The following is a 16,963-nucleotide window of genomic DNA, read 5'->3' as shown; positions in this document are numbered from 1 at the left end:
GTCATCTCCTTATTCCTTTGCCGCTGCGGCCAGCATTTGCACTATCAGCATCACTGAGGTTGCCCCAGGATCCTGATGCCCGATACTGCGTTCGCCCAGATAGCTGGCGCGACCCTTGCGGGCCTGCAGGGTGATGGTCGCCAGCACGCCCGCTTCTGCTTCGCGGCTGGCGATATCCAGTGCCGCAGGGACCGAAAGCTGCTGTTCACAGGAGTGACGCAATGAGTCAACCACTGGCAGCCAAACGTCACACATGGTTTTGTCGCCCGCCGCCGCCTTACCCCGATTCATCACCCCATCGGTGCCCTGCAGGAACATCTGGTACAGCTCGTCTAAGGTCAGGCTTTGACGTGCCTGAGTGACCTGCGCGGCGCGAATAAAGAAGGTGCCAAACAGTGGGCCGCTAGCCCCGCCAACATTGGAAAGCAGGGTCATGCCGGTATTCTTCAGGATAAAGCCGATATCTTTGTCGGCAATCGATGGCAGCCTTTCCACGACCTTGCTGAAACCGCGAAGCATGTTCATGCCGTGATCGGCATCGCCAATTTCTTTGTCCAGCCCGGTCAGGAACTGGCATTCGCTGGCGAAAATGTTACCGCAGCGCTGTAACCAGCTGACAATTTGCGTTCTGTTCAGTGACATAACGTATTCCTTATTTTCCCCAGTTGAGGGCCGGGGTGTGAACAGGTGCATCCCATAATTGCAGCGTCTCGTCATCGACCTGCAACAACGAGAGAGAGAAGCCCTGCATATCCAACGAAGTGCAGTAGCTGCCGACAAGATTACGTTCAATCACGATCCCTGCCTGCTGGCAGCGGAGCACCAGGCGGTGATAAACACCATACAGTTCTGAAAGGGGTGTTGACCCGAGGTTATTCACCAACGCAATCACCCGGTCGCCGCGCTTAAGGGCGGCTTTTTGCTGCTGGTTTTCCTGCCATTTGCCCGTAGTGCTATCCCAGTGACGCAACGTCCGGCTGTAGCTGCCGTTTTCCAGCAAGGTATCGAACATGTCATCAACGGTTTGATTAAGGCCGCTGAAGCGACGGCGATCGATACCGGGTTCACCGTGGATCCCCACGCCAAACTCAAATTCATTATCAGACAGTAAAAAGGACGGCTCTCCGGCGGCAGGAACGGTGCAGGCAGACAGCGCTATCCCAATCGAATGGCCGTGGTTATTGAGTTTACGCCCCAGTGCGGCACAGGCCGCCAGAGGATCGCCGCGTTCAGCCGCCGCACCCACCAGTTTTTCAATCAGTACGGTTACCGCGACGCCACGTCGTCCAGCGGTGTACAAACTGTCTTTCACCGCCACGTCGTCATCAACGACGACGGTTGCGACCTTTAATCCACTTTCATGCATCAGTTCGGCGGCGGTTTCAAAATTCAGAATATCGCCAGTGTAGTTTTTAATCAGGAGCAGCACGCCTTCCCCGCCTTCGATGTGCATGGCGCATTCAAAAATTTTATCGGGAGTGGGGGAGGTAAAAATCTCACCAGGGCAGGCGCCGGAGAGCATTCCCTTGCCAATAAAACCACAATGCATCGGTTCGTGACCGCTTCCCCCGCCGGAGAGCAGCGCCACTTTGCCCACGACAGGGGCATCGGCACGGGTGACATACACCGGATCCTGATGAAGTTGCAGTCCGGGGCAGGCTTGAACCATCCCGGCCAACTGCTCACTTAAAACCTCTTCTATACGGTTTATCATTTTTTTCATTGTTCATTGCTCCGTCAGAGGATCGCTTCATTCAGTCGGTTTTTTGCTGCCAGGCCCGATTCCGGTTGAAATGATTGTGACTGAGTTACTGCAGGGGAAAAATACCCGCAATAATGTTTCAGATAGAAACGTAAAGCCTATTGCTGCGTTTCATAACGGAACGTAAATAGAAGGGAAAAAGCAAAAATGCGAAGCGGGTCGGCTTTTATTTGCCCGCTGATGTTATTGGTAAGCTGCTGTAAAAAGAGTTTTTTGTTGAATCAGTGTGCAAATTTTCATTGTGAGAGCCGAATGTACAGGGTGCCGCAGAGCCAATGTGTTCATCAGATACGGATATAGATCGCAATCTCTCCATTTTTGTTTTATTTCCGTTTCATTATGAAACGTTAATATTCTACTCGTTTCATTCAGGAACAATTTTTTAAAGCATTTTTTTTATTTATCGGCTGCCCTACAGTGAAGACATTGCTCTGGTTCAACGCCAGTTTCCCCTCGCAGCGATCGGGAATAATGGCTTAAAACCCGGGTCTCTCTTGTTAATAACTGCCTTAAAGAGGATGAAAGGAATGCTAAAAGTTATTCAATCTCCAGCCAAATACCTTCAGGGACCGAATGCAGCGGCGCAGTTTGGGCAATACGCCAAAAATCTGGCAGACAGCTTTTTTGTCATTGCCGATGATTTTGTGATGAAGCTGGCGGGCGATCAGGTGCTGACTGGCCTGGGCGCACACGGTATTCGCTGCCACGCGGAGCGCTTTAACGGCGAGTGCAGCCATGTTGAAATCAAACGTCTGATCACCTTGCTGAAGCAGCAGGGTTGCCGGGGCGTGGTCGGCGTTGGTGGCGGCAAAACGCTGGATACCGCCAAGGCGATTGGCTACTACGAGAACCTGCCAGTGGTGATTGTGCCGACCATTGCCTCGACCGATGCGCCAACCAGCGCCCTGTCGGTGATTTATACCGAGTCTGGTGAGTTCGAAGAGTATCTGATTTATCCGAAAAATCCGGACATGGTGGTGATGGATACCGCCATCATCGCCAAAGCACCCGTCCGCTTGCTGGTCGCTGGCATGGGCGATGCGCTCTCTACCTGGTTTGAAGCGAAGGCTTGTTTTGACTCAAGAGCCACCAGTATGGCGGGTGGACAGTCCACCGCAGCGGCATTGAGCCTGGCTCGCCTGTGCTATGATACGCTGCTTGCTGAAGGCGAGAAGGCCCGTCTGGCGGCAGAAGTGGGCGTAGTGACCGATGCGCTGGAGCGTATTGTGGAAGCCAATACCTATCTGAGCGGCATTGGTTTCGAAAGTAGCGGCCTGGCGGCAGCCCATGCCATCCACAACGGTTTTACGATCCTCGAAGAGTGTCACCACCTCTATCACGGTGAAAAAGTGGCGTTTGGTACGCTGTCTCAGCTGGTATTGCAGAACAGCCCAATGGAAGAAATTGAAACCGTGATGGGCTTCTGCCAGAAGGTGGGTCTGCCGATCACGCTTGCACAAATGGGCGTGAAGCAGGGCGTGGAAGAAAAAATCGCCGCAGTGGCGAAAACCACCTGCGCAGAAGGTGAAACTATCCACAATATGCCGTTCGCGGTGACGCCGGACAGCGTCTGTGCGGCGATCCTGACTGCCGACAGACTGGGGCAACAGTGGCTGTCACGCTAACCGGCAAGCGCCGCTTGTCTGGTTATCGAGCCTGAAGTAAATCGCCTCTCTGAACATCTGGTCAGAGGGGTTTTCTTTATTTAACAGCGGATACGGATATGGCGGCTCACACGCAGGGTGCGGAAAAGGATATACCTTCCATCATTGAACAATCCTGGTTTCGCTGCGGCAAATTTATGCAGCGTGATAACTGGCAATCTCCCCATCAGGCGCAGGGCCTGACGTTTCAGTCGATTTGTCGGCGTAAAACGCAGCTTCTGACCCTCGCCCAGACGGCGCTGGAAGATGCGTGGGAATACATGGATGGGCGGCCCTGCGTGCTGTTTATCCTCGACGAATCCGCCTGTATTCTCAGCCGCTGTGGCTCACCGGAAACCCTGGCGCAGCTGGAAGCATTAGGCTTTCTCGACGGAAGCTATTGCGCGGAAAGTATCATCGGCAGCTGCGCGCTATCGCTGGCCTCAATGCAGGGTCAGCCAATCAAAACCACCGGCGGGCAGCACTTCAAACAGGCGCTCTCCCCGTGGACATTTTGCTCCGCACCCGTTTATGACAACCAGGGACACACGTTCGGCTCGGTGTGCCTCGGCTGTCTGGCCGTCGATGACACCTCTTCTGATTTAGCCCTGACCCTCGCCATTGCGCGGGAAGTGGGTAACTCACTGCTGACCGACAGTTTACTGGCCGAATCTAACCGCCATTTGAATCAGATGCACGGTTTACTGGAAAGCATGGACGATGGGGTGATGGCCTGGAATGAAAGCGGGGGGCTACAATTTATGAATCTGCAGGCGGCGAAGCTTTTACACCTGGACGGGCAAACCAGCCAGGGACGAAACATTCATGACTTGCTGACCCTGCCTGCGGTTTTACGCAGAGCCATCAAACAGGCGCGCGAACTTAACCATGTTGAAGTGACTTTCGAAAGTCAGCATCAGTTTATTGATGCGGTGATCACCCTAAAACCGATTGCCGAAGAAGAAAGTAGCAGCTTTATTTTGCTCCTTCACCCGATGGAGCAGATGCGTCAGTTAATGACCAGCCAACTGGGGAAAGTAAGTTATACCTTCGCGCAAATGCCCGCAGAGGATGCGGAAACCCGACGCCTGATTCATTTTGGCCGCCAGTCGACCAAAGGCAATTTCCCGGTACTCTTGTGCGGTGAGGAAGGGGTGGGCAAAGAGCTGCTCAGCCAGGCCATTCATAACGAGAGTGAACGTGCCGAAGGCCCTTATATCGCGGTGAACTGCCAGCTGTATGCTGACAGCGGACTGGTGCAGGATTTTATGGGCAGCGCGTCAACCGACGATCGCAACGGCCAGCTTAGTCGGCTCGAACTGGCAAACGGCGGCACCCTGTTTCTGGAAAAAATCGAATATCTGGTGCCTGAATTACAATCTGCGCTGTTACAGGTCATTAAGCACGGTGTGTTGACGCGGATGGATGCGCGACGAATGATCCCAGTGGATGTCAAAGTTATTGCCGCCACCACGACGAATCTGGCAACGCTCGTGGAACAGAACCGCTTTAGCCGCCAGCTTTACTATGCGCTGCACTCGTTTGAAATCGTGCTCCCTGCACTCAGGGAGCGACGCAGCAGCATTCCTTCGCTGGTGAATAATCGCCTGCGTAGTCTTGAACAACGTTTTTCAACCCGGTTCAAACTTGATGACGACGTGCTGGCGAAACTGGTTGCTTACCCCTGGCCGGGCAATGATTTTGAACTGAACAGCGTGGTTGAAAACATCGCCATTAGCAGTGAAAAGGGGCATATCCGGCTGTGCCATCTGCCGGAATATCTGTTCGCCGAACCGCTGGGAACCGATCAGGCTTCATCACTTTTGCCCGCAAACTTAACTATCACCGCAATTGAGAAAGAGGCGATTGTTCACGCTGCGAGGGTAACGAAAGGGCGCGTGCAGGAAATGTCACAACTGCTGAATATTGGTCGCACCACGCTATGGCGCAAAATGAAAATGCACGGTATTGATGTCAGTCAGTTTAAAAACAGGCATTGAGGGACAGGGCGGAATATTTTTGGCAATTCGGGAGGAGAAATGAGAATTAACGTGGTTGGCACCAGTGGCGTCGGCAAATCCACGTTGGCCCGTCGTCTGGCCGGGCGGCTGGCTGTGCCTTACATCGAAATGGACAGACTTTACTGGCGCGAAAACTGGCAGGGAACGACGGATGATGAACTGTTTGCCCGGTTGGCTGACACGCTGAGCGCAACCGAAAGTTGGGTTCTGGACGGTAACTATAACCGCACGCGTCCGGTGAAATGGCGCAACGTGCAGACGATAGTTTGGGTGGATTGCGGCTTCTGGCGCACCCTGCGTCAGGCCATCAGCCGGGCATTTTCCCGCGCCTGGACACGACAAGAGCTGTGGCCGGGCACCGGCAATCGCGAAAGTTTTCGACGCTCATTTTTCAGTCGGGAATCTATCATTCTATGGACGCTTAAAACCTGGCACAAAAACCGCCGCCGTTACCTGGCCGATATGCACGATCCCCAGTTTGCCGGACTCACTTTTGTCCGACTGCGTACACGGGTGGAAACCGAAGCCTTTATTGCAAAAATTACCCATCAGGCGGCGGGCAATAGCTAATTTTGTGCTGAGCAAATGTAAATAAATTGTTTCTCAGCGCGCCCAACCCCTCTTAATAATGCAGGCATGTTTCTCACAACGAGCCTGCATTATGTCTTATCGAATCAGTCTTCTGGATAAAAGCCCGCTGGGGGCAGGTGAAACTGCCGATCAGGCGCTGGCCCGCACGCTGACGCTGGCACAGCAGGCGGAAGCCCTGGGATATCACCGTTTGTGGATTGCTGAACATCACAATACCCCGCAACTCGCGAGCCCTTCGCCGGAAGTGGTGATCGGCTGGCTGCTGGGACAGACAAAACGCATTCGCATCGGCTCCGGTGGCGTGATGCTGCAACACTACAGCCCGTATAAGGTTGCGGAAAATTTCAATCTGCTGGCGTCGCTTGCGCCAGGCCGCGTGGACCTCGGCGTCGGCAAAGCGCCCGGCGGCTTACCTCACTCTACCCGTGCGCTGCAACAGGGCGTCCATGCTGATGAGAAGGGAACCTTTGCCGACCAGTTGGCGCAGCTGGATAACTGGCTGGCGCAAACCCGCGCGGAAAGCAGCGATACCGTGCTCGCCACGCCCATTCCTCCGCAGAGGCCGGATGGCTTTTTACTCGGCGCGAGTCTTGAAAGCGCGGAGCTGGCAGCACGGCTCGACTGGAACTTTGTGTTCGCCGCGCACCTTAACGGCGACAGGCAGCTGCTGCGCGAGGTGATTTCACGCTGGCGTGCGCTGAGCCTGCGCGATGCCATTGTGGCGGTTCAGGTGATTGTGGCCGCGGATGCTGCACAGGCTTCCGAGCTTGCCGCGCAGGTGGAAGTCTGGGGCGTCCGGCTGGCGAATGGCCAGCGGGTCACCGTTGCCAGCAGGCCGCAGGCAGATGATTTTGCCCGTCAGGCGGGAAGTCCGGCGGTAGAAATTGTGCGTCGCGAATCGTCGGTGATTGCCGGAACCGCTTCGCAGGTATGTGCGCAGCTTGATTCGCTGCATCAGGACTATGGCATCAATGAATTTATCATCGACACGCCGGTTGCCGAAGGTGCGGCCCGACTGGCATCGGTACGTCTGTTGGCGCAGGCGCTGAACCGTGCGGAGGTGTTGCTATGAGCTTCGAGCAACAGCTGATTGCCTGGCGGCGCGAGCTGCACCAGTTCCCGGAACTTTCATTGCAGGAAGTGGCCACCACCGCACGCATTCGCGACTGGCTGCAAACCGCCGGGCTTCCCATTTTACCTTTCGCCCTGAAAACCGGCGTGGTAACCGAAGTAGGCAAGGGCGAAAAGGTGATTGCCCTGCGCGCGGATATTGATGCGCTGCCGATAGAAGAAGCTGCAAACGTCGCGTTTCGCTCGCAAAACGCAGGCGTAATGCACGCCTGCGGGCATGATGTTCACACCAGCGTCATGCTCGGAGCGGCCTTGCTGCTAAAAGCCAGAGAAGCCGAATTGCCCGGGCGCGTGCGCATTCTTTTTCAGCCAGCCGAGGAAAGCTTTGGCGGCGCGAAAACGCTGATCCGCGCGGGTGCGCTGGAAGGCGTCTCCGCCATCTTTGGCATGCATAACGAACCTGGGCTGCCGGTGGGCGCCTTTGCCACTCGCGGCGGGGCATTCTACGCCAACGTCGATCGCTTCGTGCTGCGGGTGCACGGAAAGGGCGCCCACGCAGCCCGCCCTCATGAAGGCAAGGATGCGATCCTGCTTGCCAGCCAGCTGGTGAGTATTCTGCAAAGCGTGGCCAGCCGCGAGGTCAATACGCTCGACTCAGTCGTGCTGAGCGTCACGCGCATTCAGGGCGGCAACACCTGGAACGTGCTGCCGGAAAACGTCGAACTGGAGGGCACGTTACGCACCCACAGCACTGATGTTCAGCAGCAGGTCAAAACACGAGTCAGCGAAATTGCGGCGGGGTTTGCCAGCGCGTTTAATGCGCAAATTGACGTCATCTGGCACGCGGGCCCGACGGCGCTGGTGAATACGCCAGAATGGGCTGAGTTCGCCACCACGGTCGCAGATGAAGCGGGGTACCAGACCGCGAAGGCGGATCTGCACATGGGCGGGGAAGATTTTGCAGTCTATTTGCAACAGACGCCCGGGGCTTTTGTCAGCATCGGTAGTGCCAGCGAGTATGGCCTGCACCATCCGGCCTTTAACCCGGATGAAAAGCTGATTGCCCCGGCGGCGCACTATTTCGCGGCGCTGGCGGAAAAAGCCTTACACAACATTTAATCAATTAGTTACCGGCAGGGTAAGGGGTTATTATGTCTTCAGTTCGACAATTGCGACTCGGCACCATATTACATGGCGCATCAGGAAATATGTCCGCGTGGCGGCATCCGGCAGCGCAGGCGGACGCCAGTATTAACTTTGAGTTTGTTAAAGAGACGGCATTAAAAGCCGAAGAAGGGAAGCTGGACTTTATTTTCGTCGCCGATGGTTTATATATCAACGAAAAATCCATTCCGCATTTTTTAAACCGTTTTGAACCCCTGACGGTATTATCGGCCCTGGCAAGTGTGACACAGCATTTAGGCCTGGTGGGTACGCTCTCCACCTCCTACAGCGAGCCGTTTATCACCGCGCGTCAGTTCGCCAGCCTCGATCACCTGAGCAACGGGCGAGCAGGCTGGAACGTAGTAACGTCGCCGCTGGAAGGTTCGGCGAAGAACTTCTCCCGCACTCAGCACCCGGATCACGCTTTGCGCTATCGGATTGCGGATGAATATTTGCAGGTGGTGAAAGGGCTGTGGGACTCCTGGGAAGAGGATGCCTTTGTGCGTAATAAAGATACCGGGCAATTCTTCGATACGACAAAATTACACACGCTCGATCATCACGGTGATTTTTTCCAGGTCGCCGGGCCGCTTAATATTGGGCGCACGCCGCAGGGCAGGCCGATTATATTTCAGGCTGGTGCATCCGATGACGGTAAAAAATTAGCCGCCACTCATGCCGATGCTATTTTTACTCATCACGAAAGTCTGGAGGAGGCGCAGGTTTTTTATCGCGATGTGAAAAGTCAGCTGGAAATTCACGGGCGTCGCGAGGATGAACTGCATATTTTCCAGGGCGTGAGCGTAATTGTCGGCGACGATGCCGAAGACGTTGAACGCCAGTATCAGACCACCGCGGCGCTGGTGTCGGTGGAGGACGCGCTGAACTATCTGGGCCGCTACTTTGAGCACCACGATTTCAGCCAGTATCCGCTGGACGCGCCTTTCCCAGAGCTTGGCGAGTTGGGGCAGAACAGCTTTCGCAGCACCACCGATGAGATCAAACGCAACGCTAAAGCGCGTGGTTTAACGCTGCGTCAGGCTGCGCTGGAAGCCGCCAGCCCACGCCCGCGCTTCTCCGGCACGGCGCAGGAAGTGGCCGACGGCTTGCAACAGTGGTTTGAAAGCCACGCCGCCGACGGGTTCATCATCCAGGGCGGCACGCCGGACACGTTCCCGCGCTTTGTCGACCAGGTGGTGCCGCTGCTTCAGGCGCGGGGTTTGTTCCGCCATGAATATCCTGGCCACACGCTGCGCGAAAGCCTGGGACTGGCGCTGCCCGAAAATCAGTTCACTCAATCTTCCACAAAATAATAAAGGACTTCACCATGCAAAAATCATCGCTGTTGCTGGCGCTCGCGTTGGCCTTTTCCGGACTGGCGCAAGCCAGTGACGTCACCATTAACGGGACCGGCGTGAGCGTCGAGGCCAACAAAGCGCCCGTCAACACGGCAAAAAATCCTGCGGCCATTGCGCAACTTCCTCAGGGCTTTACGCCTGCGGTTCCGGGAAAATTCACGGTGGCGGTCGCCGGGATGAATCAGCCGCCGCTGACGGTGTTCTCCGATGACAACAAAACCCTGCTCGGCAGCGAAGTGGATATTGCCCGTTTAGTGGCGGACAGCCTCGGGTTACAGCTGAACGTGGTCGTGACGTCGTGGGAAGACTGGCCACTCGGCGTGGCCTCCGGTAAATACGATGCGGCGGTCAGCAACATCACCGTGACCAAAGAGCGCAAAGAGAAGTTTGATTTCGCCACCTACCGCAAGGACTCACTCGGTTTTTATGTTAAATCGACAAGCACGATCAACAAGATAGAGACGGCACCGGACATCGCCGGGCTGAACATTATCGTCGGTTCCGGCACGAACCAGGAGGCCATCCTGCTGGCTTGGAACGCGGAGAACATCAAAAAAGGCCTGAAGCCGTTTACCCCGATTTACACCAAAGACGATGCGGCCCAGACGCTGGCATTGCAGTCCGGGCGGGCAGACGCCTACTTCGGCCCGAACGTGATTGGCGCCTGGAAAGCCGCGCTCAACGGCAAAACCAAACTGGTTGGCAGCGTGGACGGTGGCTGGCCGAAGGCGGCGCACATTGCCGTGACGCTGAAAAAAGGCAGCGGTCTGGCCGAGCCTGTGCAGACGGCGCTGAACGGCGTCATCAAAAACGGCGACTACGACAAGGTGCTGAACCGCTGGGGTGAAGGCGTGGAGCGTATCCCGCAGTCTGAAGTTAACCCGGCCGGTCTTGGCGACTAAGGAGCCTGCGATGAGTGAGCGCTTTCGTGATGTTTCGCCAGAGGACGCTGAGCTTCAGCCGATTCTGAGCGGGCTGTTTGCCGAGTACGCCGCGCGCTACGGCGACTACTTTTCGCGTGATGCTGAAGTGGAGCTGACGGAGTGGTATCTCGCGCCGCAGGGGCTGTTTATCGTGCTGGAGCGCGACGGCGTGATTATCGCCACCGGGGCGTATAAGCCGCTGGATGATCAGACGGCGGAAATCAAACGTATCTGGACCGACAAATCCCTGCGTCAGCAGGGGCTTGCGGGCCGCATAGTGGCGGAGCTTGAGCGTCGCGCCTGGCTTGCCGGGTACGTTCAGATGTACCTGACAACCGGTTTTCGCCAGCCGGAAGCGGTGCGCCTCTATCTCAGCCAGGGCTACCAGCCGCAGTTCGATCTGAGCCGCGACCCGGAAGAGTACAGCCGACCGCCGTTCGACGGTCGCCTGCGGTTCACCAAAGCGCTGGCGGTGCCCGCGCTCAGCAAAAGTGCCTGAGGAGTGTCGATGAAAACCCACGAAACCATCAAAGTGGTGCCCGCGCGCTACCCGATGCGCCTGGTCGGTGCCGCCGTGGCGCTGCTGATCCTGGCGGTTGTTGTGCAGTCTGTCGCGTTCAACCCGCGCTGGGAATGGGGCGTTTTCGCCCGCTGGTTCTTCGACCCGGTGATTCTGGAAGGGCTGGGGCAGACGCTTCTGCTCACGCTGATCGGCACGGTGCTGAGCGTGATTTTTGGCGGCGTGCTGGCGCTGTCGCGGCTCTCGTCGTCGTGGCTGCTGAGCGGCCTGGCGTGGGCCTATATCTGGCTCTTCCGCTCGCTGCCGCTGATCGTGGTGCTGATCGTGCTGTACAACTTTTCCTACCTCTACGACACGCTCTCCGTCGGCATTCCGTTTACCGGCATCCAGTGGGCGAGCTATCAGACCATCAACGTGCTCGGTCAGTTTTCTACGGCGGTTGTGGGCCTGACGCTGGTGCAAAGCGCCTATACGGCAGAGATTATTCGCGGGGGTTTTTTAGGCGTCGATCACGGTCAGTATGAGGCCGCAGCGGCGCTCGGCCTGCCTGCGTGGAGACGCACGCTGCGTATTATTCTGCCTCAGGCGCTGCGCACCATTCTGCCATCAGGGTTTAACGAAATTATCAGCCTCGCGAAGGGCACGGCGATGGTTTACGTGCTGGCGATGCCTGAGCTGTTCTACACCATCCAGATGATTTACAACCGCACCCAGGAAGTGATCCCGCTGCTGATGGTCGGCGCGGTGTGGTACCTGGCGATCACCAGCGTTCTCTCCCTGATTCAGTATCTGGTAGAACGATCGCTTGCCAGAAGCGAGCGCCGTTCAGCCGTCAATGCCGCGCGCAGTCGTGCGGTGACGCCTGCCACACAGCCAACGTCAAACCCGGAGCCTGCCCATGCCCAACTCTCCTGAAGGCCATATCTCAATTACCGGCGTCAGCAAATATTTTGGTCGCCACAAGGCGCTGGACAACGTGTCGCTGGAGATCCCGCCGGGCACCGTGACGGTGATTCTGGGCCCGTCCGGCTCGGGAAAATCTACGCTGCTGCGCACCATTAATCACCTGGAGCGCGTCGATGAAGGGTTTATCCAGATTGACGGCGACTATATCGGCTATCGTCGGCAGGGCGACCGACTGTATGAATTGAAGGAGAAGGAGATCCTGCGTCAGCGCGTCAACGTGGGCTATGTCTTTCAGAACTTTAATCTTTTCCCGCATATGACGGTGCTGGAAAACCTGATTGAGGCCCCGCTGGCGCACCGTCAGCTCAGCAAAAAGCAGGCAACGGAGCGGGCATACGAGCTGCTGGACGTGGTGGGATTACGGAATAAGGCTGATGCCTGGTCGCGCCACCTCTCTGGCGGCCAGCAGCAGCGCATCGCCATTGCCCGCGCGCTGGCGCTGAGGCCGCGCGTAATGCTGTTCGATGAACCTACCTCGGCGCTCGATCCTGAGCTGGTGGGCGAAGTCCTGGATGTCATCAAGAAGCTCGCTCGTTCTGGCACAACGCTTGTGGTGGTCACCCATGAGATTGGCTTCGCCCGTGAAGTGGCCGATCAGGTGGTGTTTATGGTCGATGGCAAAATCGTCGAGCAGGGTGAAAGCGACGCGGTGCTGAACCGCCCGCAGCATCCCCGTACGCGGCAATTTTTATCAAAGGTGCTGGCATGATCAAATGGACGCTGTTGGGAGGATGGTTTGGGGCGAGCGCGGCGATGGCGCAGGGAACGCTCGATCTCAAAGCCAACGAGCAGCCACTGCCCGTGGCGCGAAATGAGCAGGCGATCGCGAAGATCCCCGCGAACTACCGTTTCGTGGAGCCAGGCACGCTGACGGTAGCGATTTCCGCGCTGAATTCACCACCGCTGGCGCTGCTGGCGAGCGATAACCGCACGCGGATCGGCAGCGATCCGGACATCGCCCGGCTGCTGGCCGCAAGCCTTGGTCTGAAGCTAAAACTGGTGCCCACCGCCTGGGAGGACTGGCCGCTGGGCATTTCTTCAGGACGCTACGACGTGGCGCTGGTCAATATCGCCGTGACGGAGCAGCGAAAAGAGAAGTTCGATTTCGCCACTTATCGTGTGGATTCGCTAGCCTTTTCGGTAAAGGCTGACAGCCCAATCAAAGCGGTGAACGGCCCGGCGGACCTCTCCGGGAAAAAAGTGATTGTCGGCTCCGGCACCAATCAGGAGCGAATTTTGCTGGGCTGGAATGCGGAAAATGAGCGGGCAGGGCGAGCGCCCGCGCTGCCGGTTTACCTCACTGATGATGCGTCCGGTAATCTGTATATTCAGTCCGGTCGCGCCGATGTGTTCTTCGGCCCGCAGTCGGTTTCATCCTATAAGGCAGCTTTAACAGGTAAAACCAAAGTGGTCGGCCTTGGCCCGAAAAAGGCCTGGGTGGCGACAACCACCAAAAAGGATAATGGGCTGGTATATGCCCTGCAAACCGCATTGAACGGCGGCATTGCGCGAGGGGAAGTGCAGCAGATCCTTGCCCGCTGGGGCGAAGGCGGCGAGGGCGTGGAACAGTCCGAAGTGAACCCGCCGGGGATCACGTACTGACGATTCGGGTCCATACTGTTGTTTCTGCCTTTCAAGAGGAACAGCGTATGTTAACGCTCTACGGCGTGCCGGGCTGGGGCTCGGCAATCAGCGAAGTGATGCTGACGATGGCGGAAATGCCTTATCACTTTGTCAACGTTGAGGGCTTCGATGAACCGGGGCCACAGCACGACGTGCTGGAACAGCTCAGCCCTCTTTGCCAGGTGCCGACGCTGCGCCTGGCGGACGGCACCATCATGAGCGAATCGGCTGCCATCGCGCTAATGATCCTCGACACGCGACCCGATCTTGCTCCACCGTCTGGTTCACCGCAGCGGGCACTTTTTCAGCGATTGCTGATCTGGATTGTTGCCAACGTCTATCCCACGTTTACCTATGCCGATTACCCGCAGCGCTTTGCGCCGGATGCGCCAGAACAGCTGCAAAACAGCTGTATTGCGTTTCGTAAAACGCTTTATCAATGGCTGGACAGGCAACTGGTGGGGCCGTATGCGTTAGGTGACAACGTCACGCTTCTCGATGCCTATATTGTGGTGATGCGCACCTGGGGACCGCGTGCGGCATGGTTTGCCGAAAATACGCCCCGACTGAGCGCCATTGCCGACCATATCGCGCAGCGTGAAGAACTTCAGGCCGTACTGCGAAACAACGACATCTTAACTGCACAAAACGCTAATTAAGTGGCTGAGAAGGTGATAGTTTTAAGCGACACATAACAGGAGATCACCATGCCGCACGTAGATATCAAATGTTTTCCCCGTGAACTGAACGACGAAGAAAAAACCGCCCTGGCCGCCGACATTGCTGCCGCCATTACCCGTCACCTCGGTAGCAAAGATGGCGCGATTAGCGTCGCGCTGAACCAGGTCCAACAGGATGAGTGGAAATCTCAGGTCTGGGACACGGAAATTGCCCCGCAGCTGGAAACCTTGATCAAAAAGCCGGGTTACAGTATGTAAGTGTTGTGCCGGGGGGCGGTGAAGCCTTGCCCGGCCAACATTTAGCGTTTTGCAGGCCCGGCATACAACGTGCCGCCGGGCAATTTCATCTCAGGGAACGATATGTGGTACCTACTGGCTTTATCTCTTCTTGTCCTCCAGTTCAGCAAAAAACTCTCTGTCATCCTGCTTGTCGTGACTGCCATAGTTGCGGCCAGTATGCAGGTTCTTGACTGGCGAGCCCTGGCGTTTTTAGCCGGGCTAGCCGTTGTTGCCGCGGCTTATTGCCGGTTCAGCAGCAGAGTGCCGCGAACCCTTCTGGAAATCCTGCTTGTGCTGGCGTCAGTCGGATTGATGCTGCACCTGATACCTGGCTTTCATAATCTTAAGGTGCTGGACGGCGTGAGGGCGGGCCCGGAAAGCGCGCCGTTCTCGATGTATTACAACTTCGATAAAGCGCTGGTGCCGTTTGCCTTGCTTATCTGCCTGAAGTCGCTTTTCACCACGTATACCCGGCCCAATACCCGACCCTGGCACTGGCTGGCGTTAGTTGTCGCCGTGCCGGTATTGTTAATGGTGGCAGTGGCACTGGGTGGGCTGAAGGTTGAATGGCACCATCCGCAATGGCTGTTCCAGTTCATCCTGGCGAATATCTTCTTCGTGTCTCTCGCGGAAGAGGCGCTTTTTCGCGGATACCTTCAGCAGCGCCTGGCGTCGGTGATGCATCCCGTTCTGGCATTAATCATCGCTTCGCTCATGTTTGGCGGGCTGCATTTCGCAGGCGGCGGTTTGATGGTTATCTTCGCCACCCTGGCGGGGCTGATATACGGCTTAGCGTGGATGCTCAGCGGAAGATTATGGGTTGCGGTCCTGTTTCACTTCGGGCTGAACCTGTGTCATTTGCTGTTTTTCACTTATCCAGTGTGGCAGCGATTGCCGATCGCAGGTTGAAACACCCGCAGTCCCGGCGACTGCGGGCAGTTGATTACCGGACTCCGGCCCGGTGCTGAAGTCGTTTTACCGCCTCCGCCGCCTGCTGCCCCAGTTCAGCGCAGTCCATGCCGGGAATCGCATCGTTATCAACAATCATCCGGCCCTGACAAAGAATCGCCTTGAGTTTGGCGCGACCGCCGCAGGCAACGGGCCCAATAGCCATGTCGTGCAGGCCGAAATAGCGCGGGTCATCCAGCTGATAAACGGCAATATCTGCCGCCATGCCCGGGCGCAGTTCGCCGGTGGCTAAGCCCAGGATCTCCGCGCCGCCGGACGTTCCCCAGCGGATCACATCCTCAATGGTGGCGGCATCACCGCCGCCTTCAAACTGGCCTCCGGCGTAGTGAGGCTGCGCCAGCATCCCTTTGCGGGCGCGCTGGAGTTGCCAGGCGGCGTGCGTTTCGCTTTGCATATCGGCGGCTTCATTCGAGGCGGCACCGTCCACGCCTATCGAAATTTTCACTCCGGCCTGTTCGAGAGAAACAAGATCGGCGATGCCGCTACCCAGTCGGGCGTTGCTCTGCGGGCAGTGCGCAATCCCGCTGCCCGCCGCGCCCAGCAGGGCAATCTCCTCCGGCAGCAGCTTCACCAAATGGGCAAACCACACGTCTTCGCCGATCCACTCCTGCTCCGCGCAAAACTGGAGCGGCGTCATGCCAAATTTGGCTCTTGCGGCATCAAGATAGTCAACGGTTTCCGACAGATGGCTATGCAGCCTGATCCCCAGTGCGCGGGCCAGACGTGCGCTGTCACGCAGCTCCTGCGGCGTGGTGGAGTGCAGCGTGGTTGTTGGGGCCATGACGACGCGGCGCATAGCGTCGGCCTGCGGCTGGTGATACTGCCCGGTGAGACGCTCCACATCCTGCATCCAGCTGTCGAATTTTTCGGGGCGCAGCGCCGTCGGCAGATCCTGTTCGAGCCCGCGCGTTTGTGTGGCACCGCCACGACAGAGTACAAAGCGCACGCCGAGCTTCTCTGCCTCATCGAATAAAATCGCCGCGCCGTCGAACGGCATATCAGGCCAGTAAAGATAGTGGTGATCGGCGACGGTGGTGCAGCCCGAACGGACCAATTCCACAAGGCCGATACGGGCGGCAATGCGAAAGGTGTCCTCTTCGAACGCGCCGCGAAAGCGATAGGGCGTGGAAGCCAGCCAGGCGCTGAGGCTCTGGTTCAGCCCCTGTGGTTCTCCTTTCAGCAGCGACTGAAACAGGTGGTGATGCGTATTGACCCAGCCTGGGTAAGCAACACATCCGCGCGCATCCGTGACCGCTTCGCCAGGCCGGGCCACCAGGATGCCCATCTCAGTGATGATGCCATTTTCAATACGAATGTCCGTCGCCGGGCTTCGGGGCTCGTCCCGGCGGCCGGTCATTATCGCCGTGCAGTTTTTTATCAGTCTGTTCATCAA

General features: G+C 57.1%; 15 protein-coding genes and 1 pseudogene. 13 read left to right on the top strand and 3 right to left on the bottom strand.

The window, feature by feature from the left end; all coding sequences use genetic code 11:
• Positions 1-9: 9 nt before the first annotated feature.
• Positions 10-642 (bottom strand): dihydroxyacetone kinase subunit DhaL, encoded by a 633-nt coding sequence (gene dhaL / locus CRO87_RS00320; RefSeq protein ID WP_097160933.1) that lies wholly within the window; start codon positions 640-642, stop codon positions 10-12.
• A 10-nt stretch (positions 643-652) separates the two neighbouring features.
• Positions 653-1,723: a dihydroxyacetone kinase subunit DhaK gene (gene dhaK / locus CRO87_RS00315; RefSeq protein ID WP_097160932.1), complete on the bottom strand. Its 1,071-nt coding sequence runs from the start codon at positions 1,721-1,723 to the stop codon at positions 653-655.
• A 566-nt stretch (positions 1,724-2,289) separates the two neighbouring features.
• Between dhaK and CRO87_RS00310 the strand changes: the two genes are divergently transcribed.
• The 13 genes and pseudogenes from CRO87_RS00310 to CRO87_RS00245 all read left to right on the top strand — a co-directional run bounded on the left by CRO87_RS00310 (position 2,290) and on the right by CRO87_RS00245 (position 15,510).
• Positions 2,290-3,387, top strand: coding sequence for a glycerol dehydrogenase (locus CRO87_RS00310; protein WP_097160931.1), 1,098 nt, complete (start codon positions 2,290-2,292; stop codon positions 3,385-3,387).
• 98 nt (positions 3,388-3,485) lie between these two features.
• Entirely contained in the window at positions 3,486-5,405 is a 1,920-nt protein-coding gene (gene dhaR, locus CRO87_RS00305) for a dihydroxyacetone kinase operon transcriptional regulator DhaR (protein ID WP_097160930.1), read from the top strand.
• Between the two features lie 39 nt (positions 5,406-5,444).
• Complete coding sequence (locus tag CRO87_RS00300; RefSeq protein WP_097160929.1) at positions 5,445-5,996, top strand: AAA family ATPase; 552 nt, start codon at positions 5,445-5,447, stop codon at positions 5,994-5,996.
• 91 nt (positions 5,997-6,087) lie between these two features.
• Complete coding sequence (locus tag CRO87_RS00295) at positions 6,088-7,089, top strand: LLM class flavin-dependent oxidoreductase (RefSeq protein ID WP_097160928.1); 1,002 nt, start codon at positions 6,088-6,090, stop codon at positions 7,087-7,089.
• Positions 7,086-8,207, top strand: a complete 1,122-nt coding sequence (locus CRO87_RS00290; protein WP_097160927.1) for an amidohydrolase — start codon at positions 7,086-7,088, stop codon at positions 8,205-8,207. Before CRO87_RS00295 ends, CRO87_RS00290 begins: the two co-directional genes overlap by 4 nt.
• Before the next feature lie 32 nt (positions 8,208-8,239).
• Positions 8,240-10,512: pseudogene (locus tag CRO87_RS22800) on the top strand (NtaA/DmoA family FMN-dependent monooxygenase).
• 10 nt (positions 10,513-10,522) lie between these two features.
• Positions 10,523-11,032 (top strand): GNAT family N-acetyltransferase, encoded by a 510-nt coding sequence (locus tag CRO87_RS00275; protein WP_097160924.1) that lies wholly within the window; start codon positions 10,523-10,525, stop codon positions 11,030-11,032.
• A 9-nt stretch (positions 11,033-11,041) separates the two neighbouring features.
• A complete protein-coding gene (locus CRO87_RS00270) occupies positions 11,042-11,968 on the top strand; it encodes an amino acid ABC transporter permease (RefSeq protein ID WP_097160923.1) in 927 nt (308 codons plus the stop codon).
• A complete protein-coding gene (locus CRO87_RS00265) occupies positions 11,952-12,728 on the top strand; it encodes an amino acid ABC transporter ATP-binding protein (protein ID WP_097160922.1) in 777 nt (258 codons plus the stop codon). Before CRO87_RS00270 ends, CRO87_RS00265 begins: the two co-directional genes overlap by 17 nt.
• A 44-nt stretch (positions 12,729-12,772) precedes the next feature.
• Positions 12,773-13,621: a transporter substrate-binding domain-containing protein gene (locus CRO87_RS00260; protein ID WP_097161294.1), complete on the top strand. Its 849-nt coding sequence runs from the start codon at positions 12,773-12,775 to the stop codon at positions 13,619-13,621.
• 47 nt (positions 13,622-13,668) lie between these two features.
• The gene (locus CRO87_RS00255; RefSeq protein ID WP_097160921.1) at positions 13,669-14,301 is read left to right on the top strand and encodes a glutathione S-transferase family protein; all 633 of its coding nucleotides are present in this window, start codon (positions 13,669-13,671) and stop codon (positions 14,299-14,301) included.
• Positions 14,302-14,349: 48 nt separating this feature from the next.
• Complete coding sequence (gene pptA, locus CRO87_RS00250; RefSeq protein ID WP_097160920.1) at positions 14,350-14,580, top strand: tautomerase PptA; 231 nt, start codon at positions 14,350-14,352, stop codon at positions 14,578-14,580.
• Positions 14,581-14,682: 102 nt separating this feature from the next.
• A complete protein-coding gene (locus CRO87_RS00245) occupies positions 14,683-15,510 on the top strand; it encodes a CPBP family intramembrane glutamic endopeptidase (protein WP_097160919.1) in 828 nt (275 codons plus the stop codon).
• A gap of 34 nt (positions 15,511-15,544) precedes the next feature.
• Here CRO87_RS00245 and CRO87_RS00240 read toward each other — a convergent pair whose 3' ends face one another.
• On the bottom strand, positions 15,545-16,960 hold the full coding sequence (locus CRO87_RS00240) for an amidohydrolase family protein (RefSeq protein WP_097160918.1): 1,416 nt from the start codon (positions 16,958-16,960) through the stop codon (positions 15,545-15,547).
• Positions 16,961-16,963: the final 3 nt, after the last annotated feature.

Source organism: Enterobacter sp. CC120223-11 (assembly GCF_900215375.1).
Taxonomy (GTDB): domain Bacteria; phylum Pseudomonadota; class Gammaproteobacteria; order Enterobacterales; family Enterobacteriaceae; genus Scandinavium.
The sequence above is the reverse complement of the archived record's forward strand: the minus strand, read 5'-3'. Positions and strand labels throughout refer to the sequence as shown.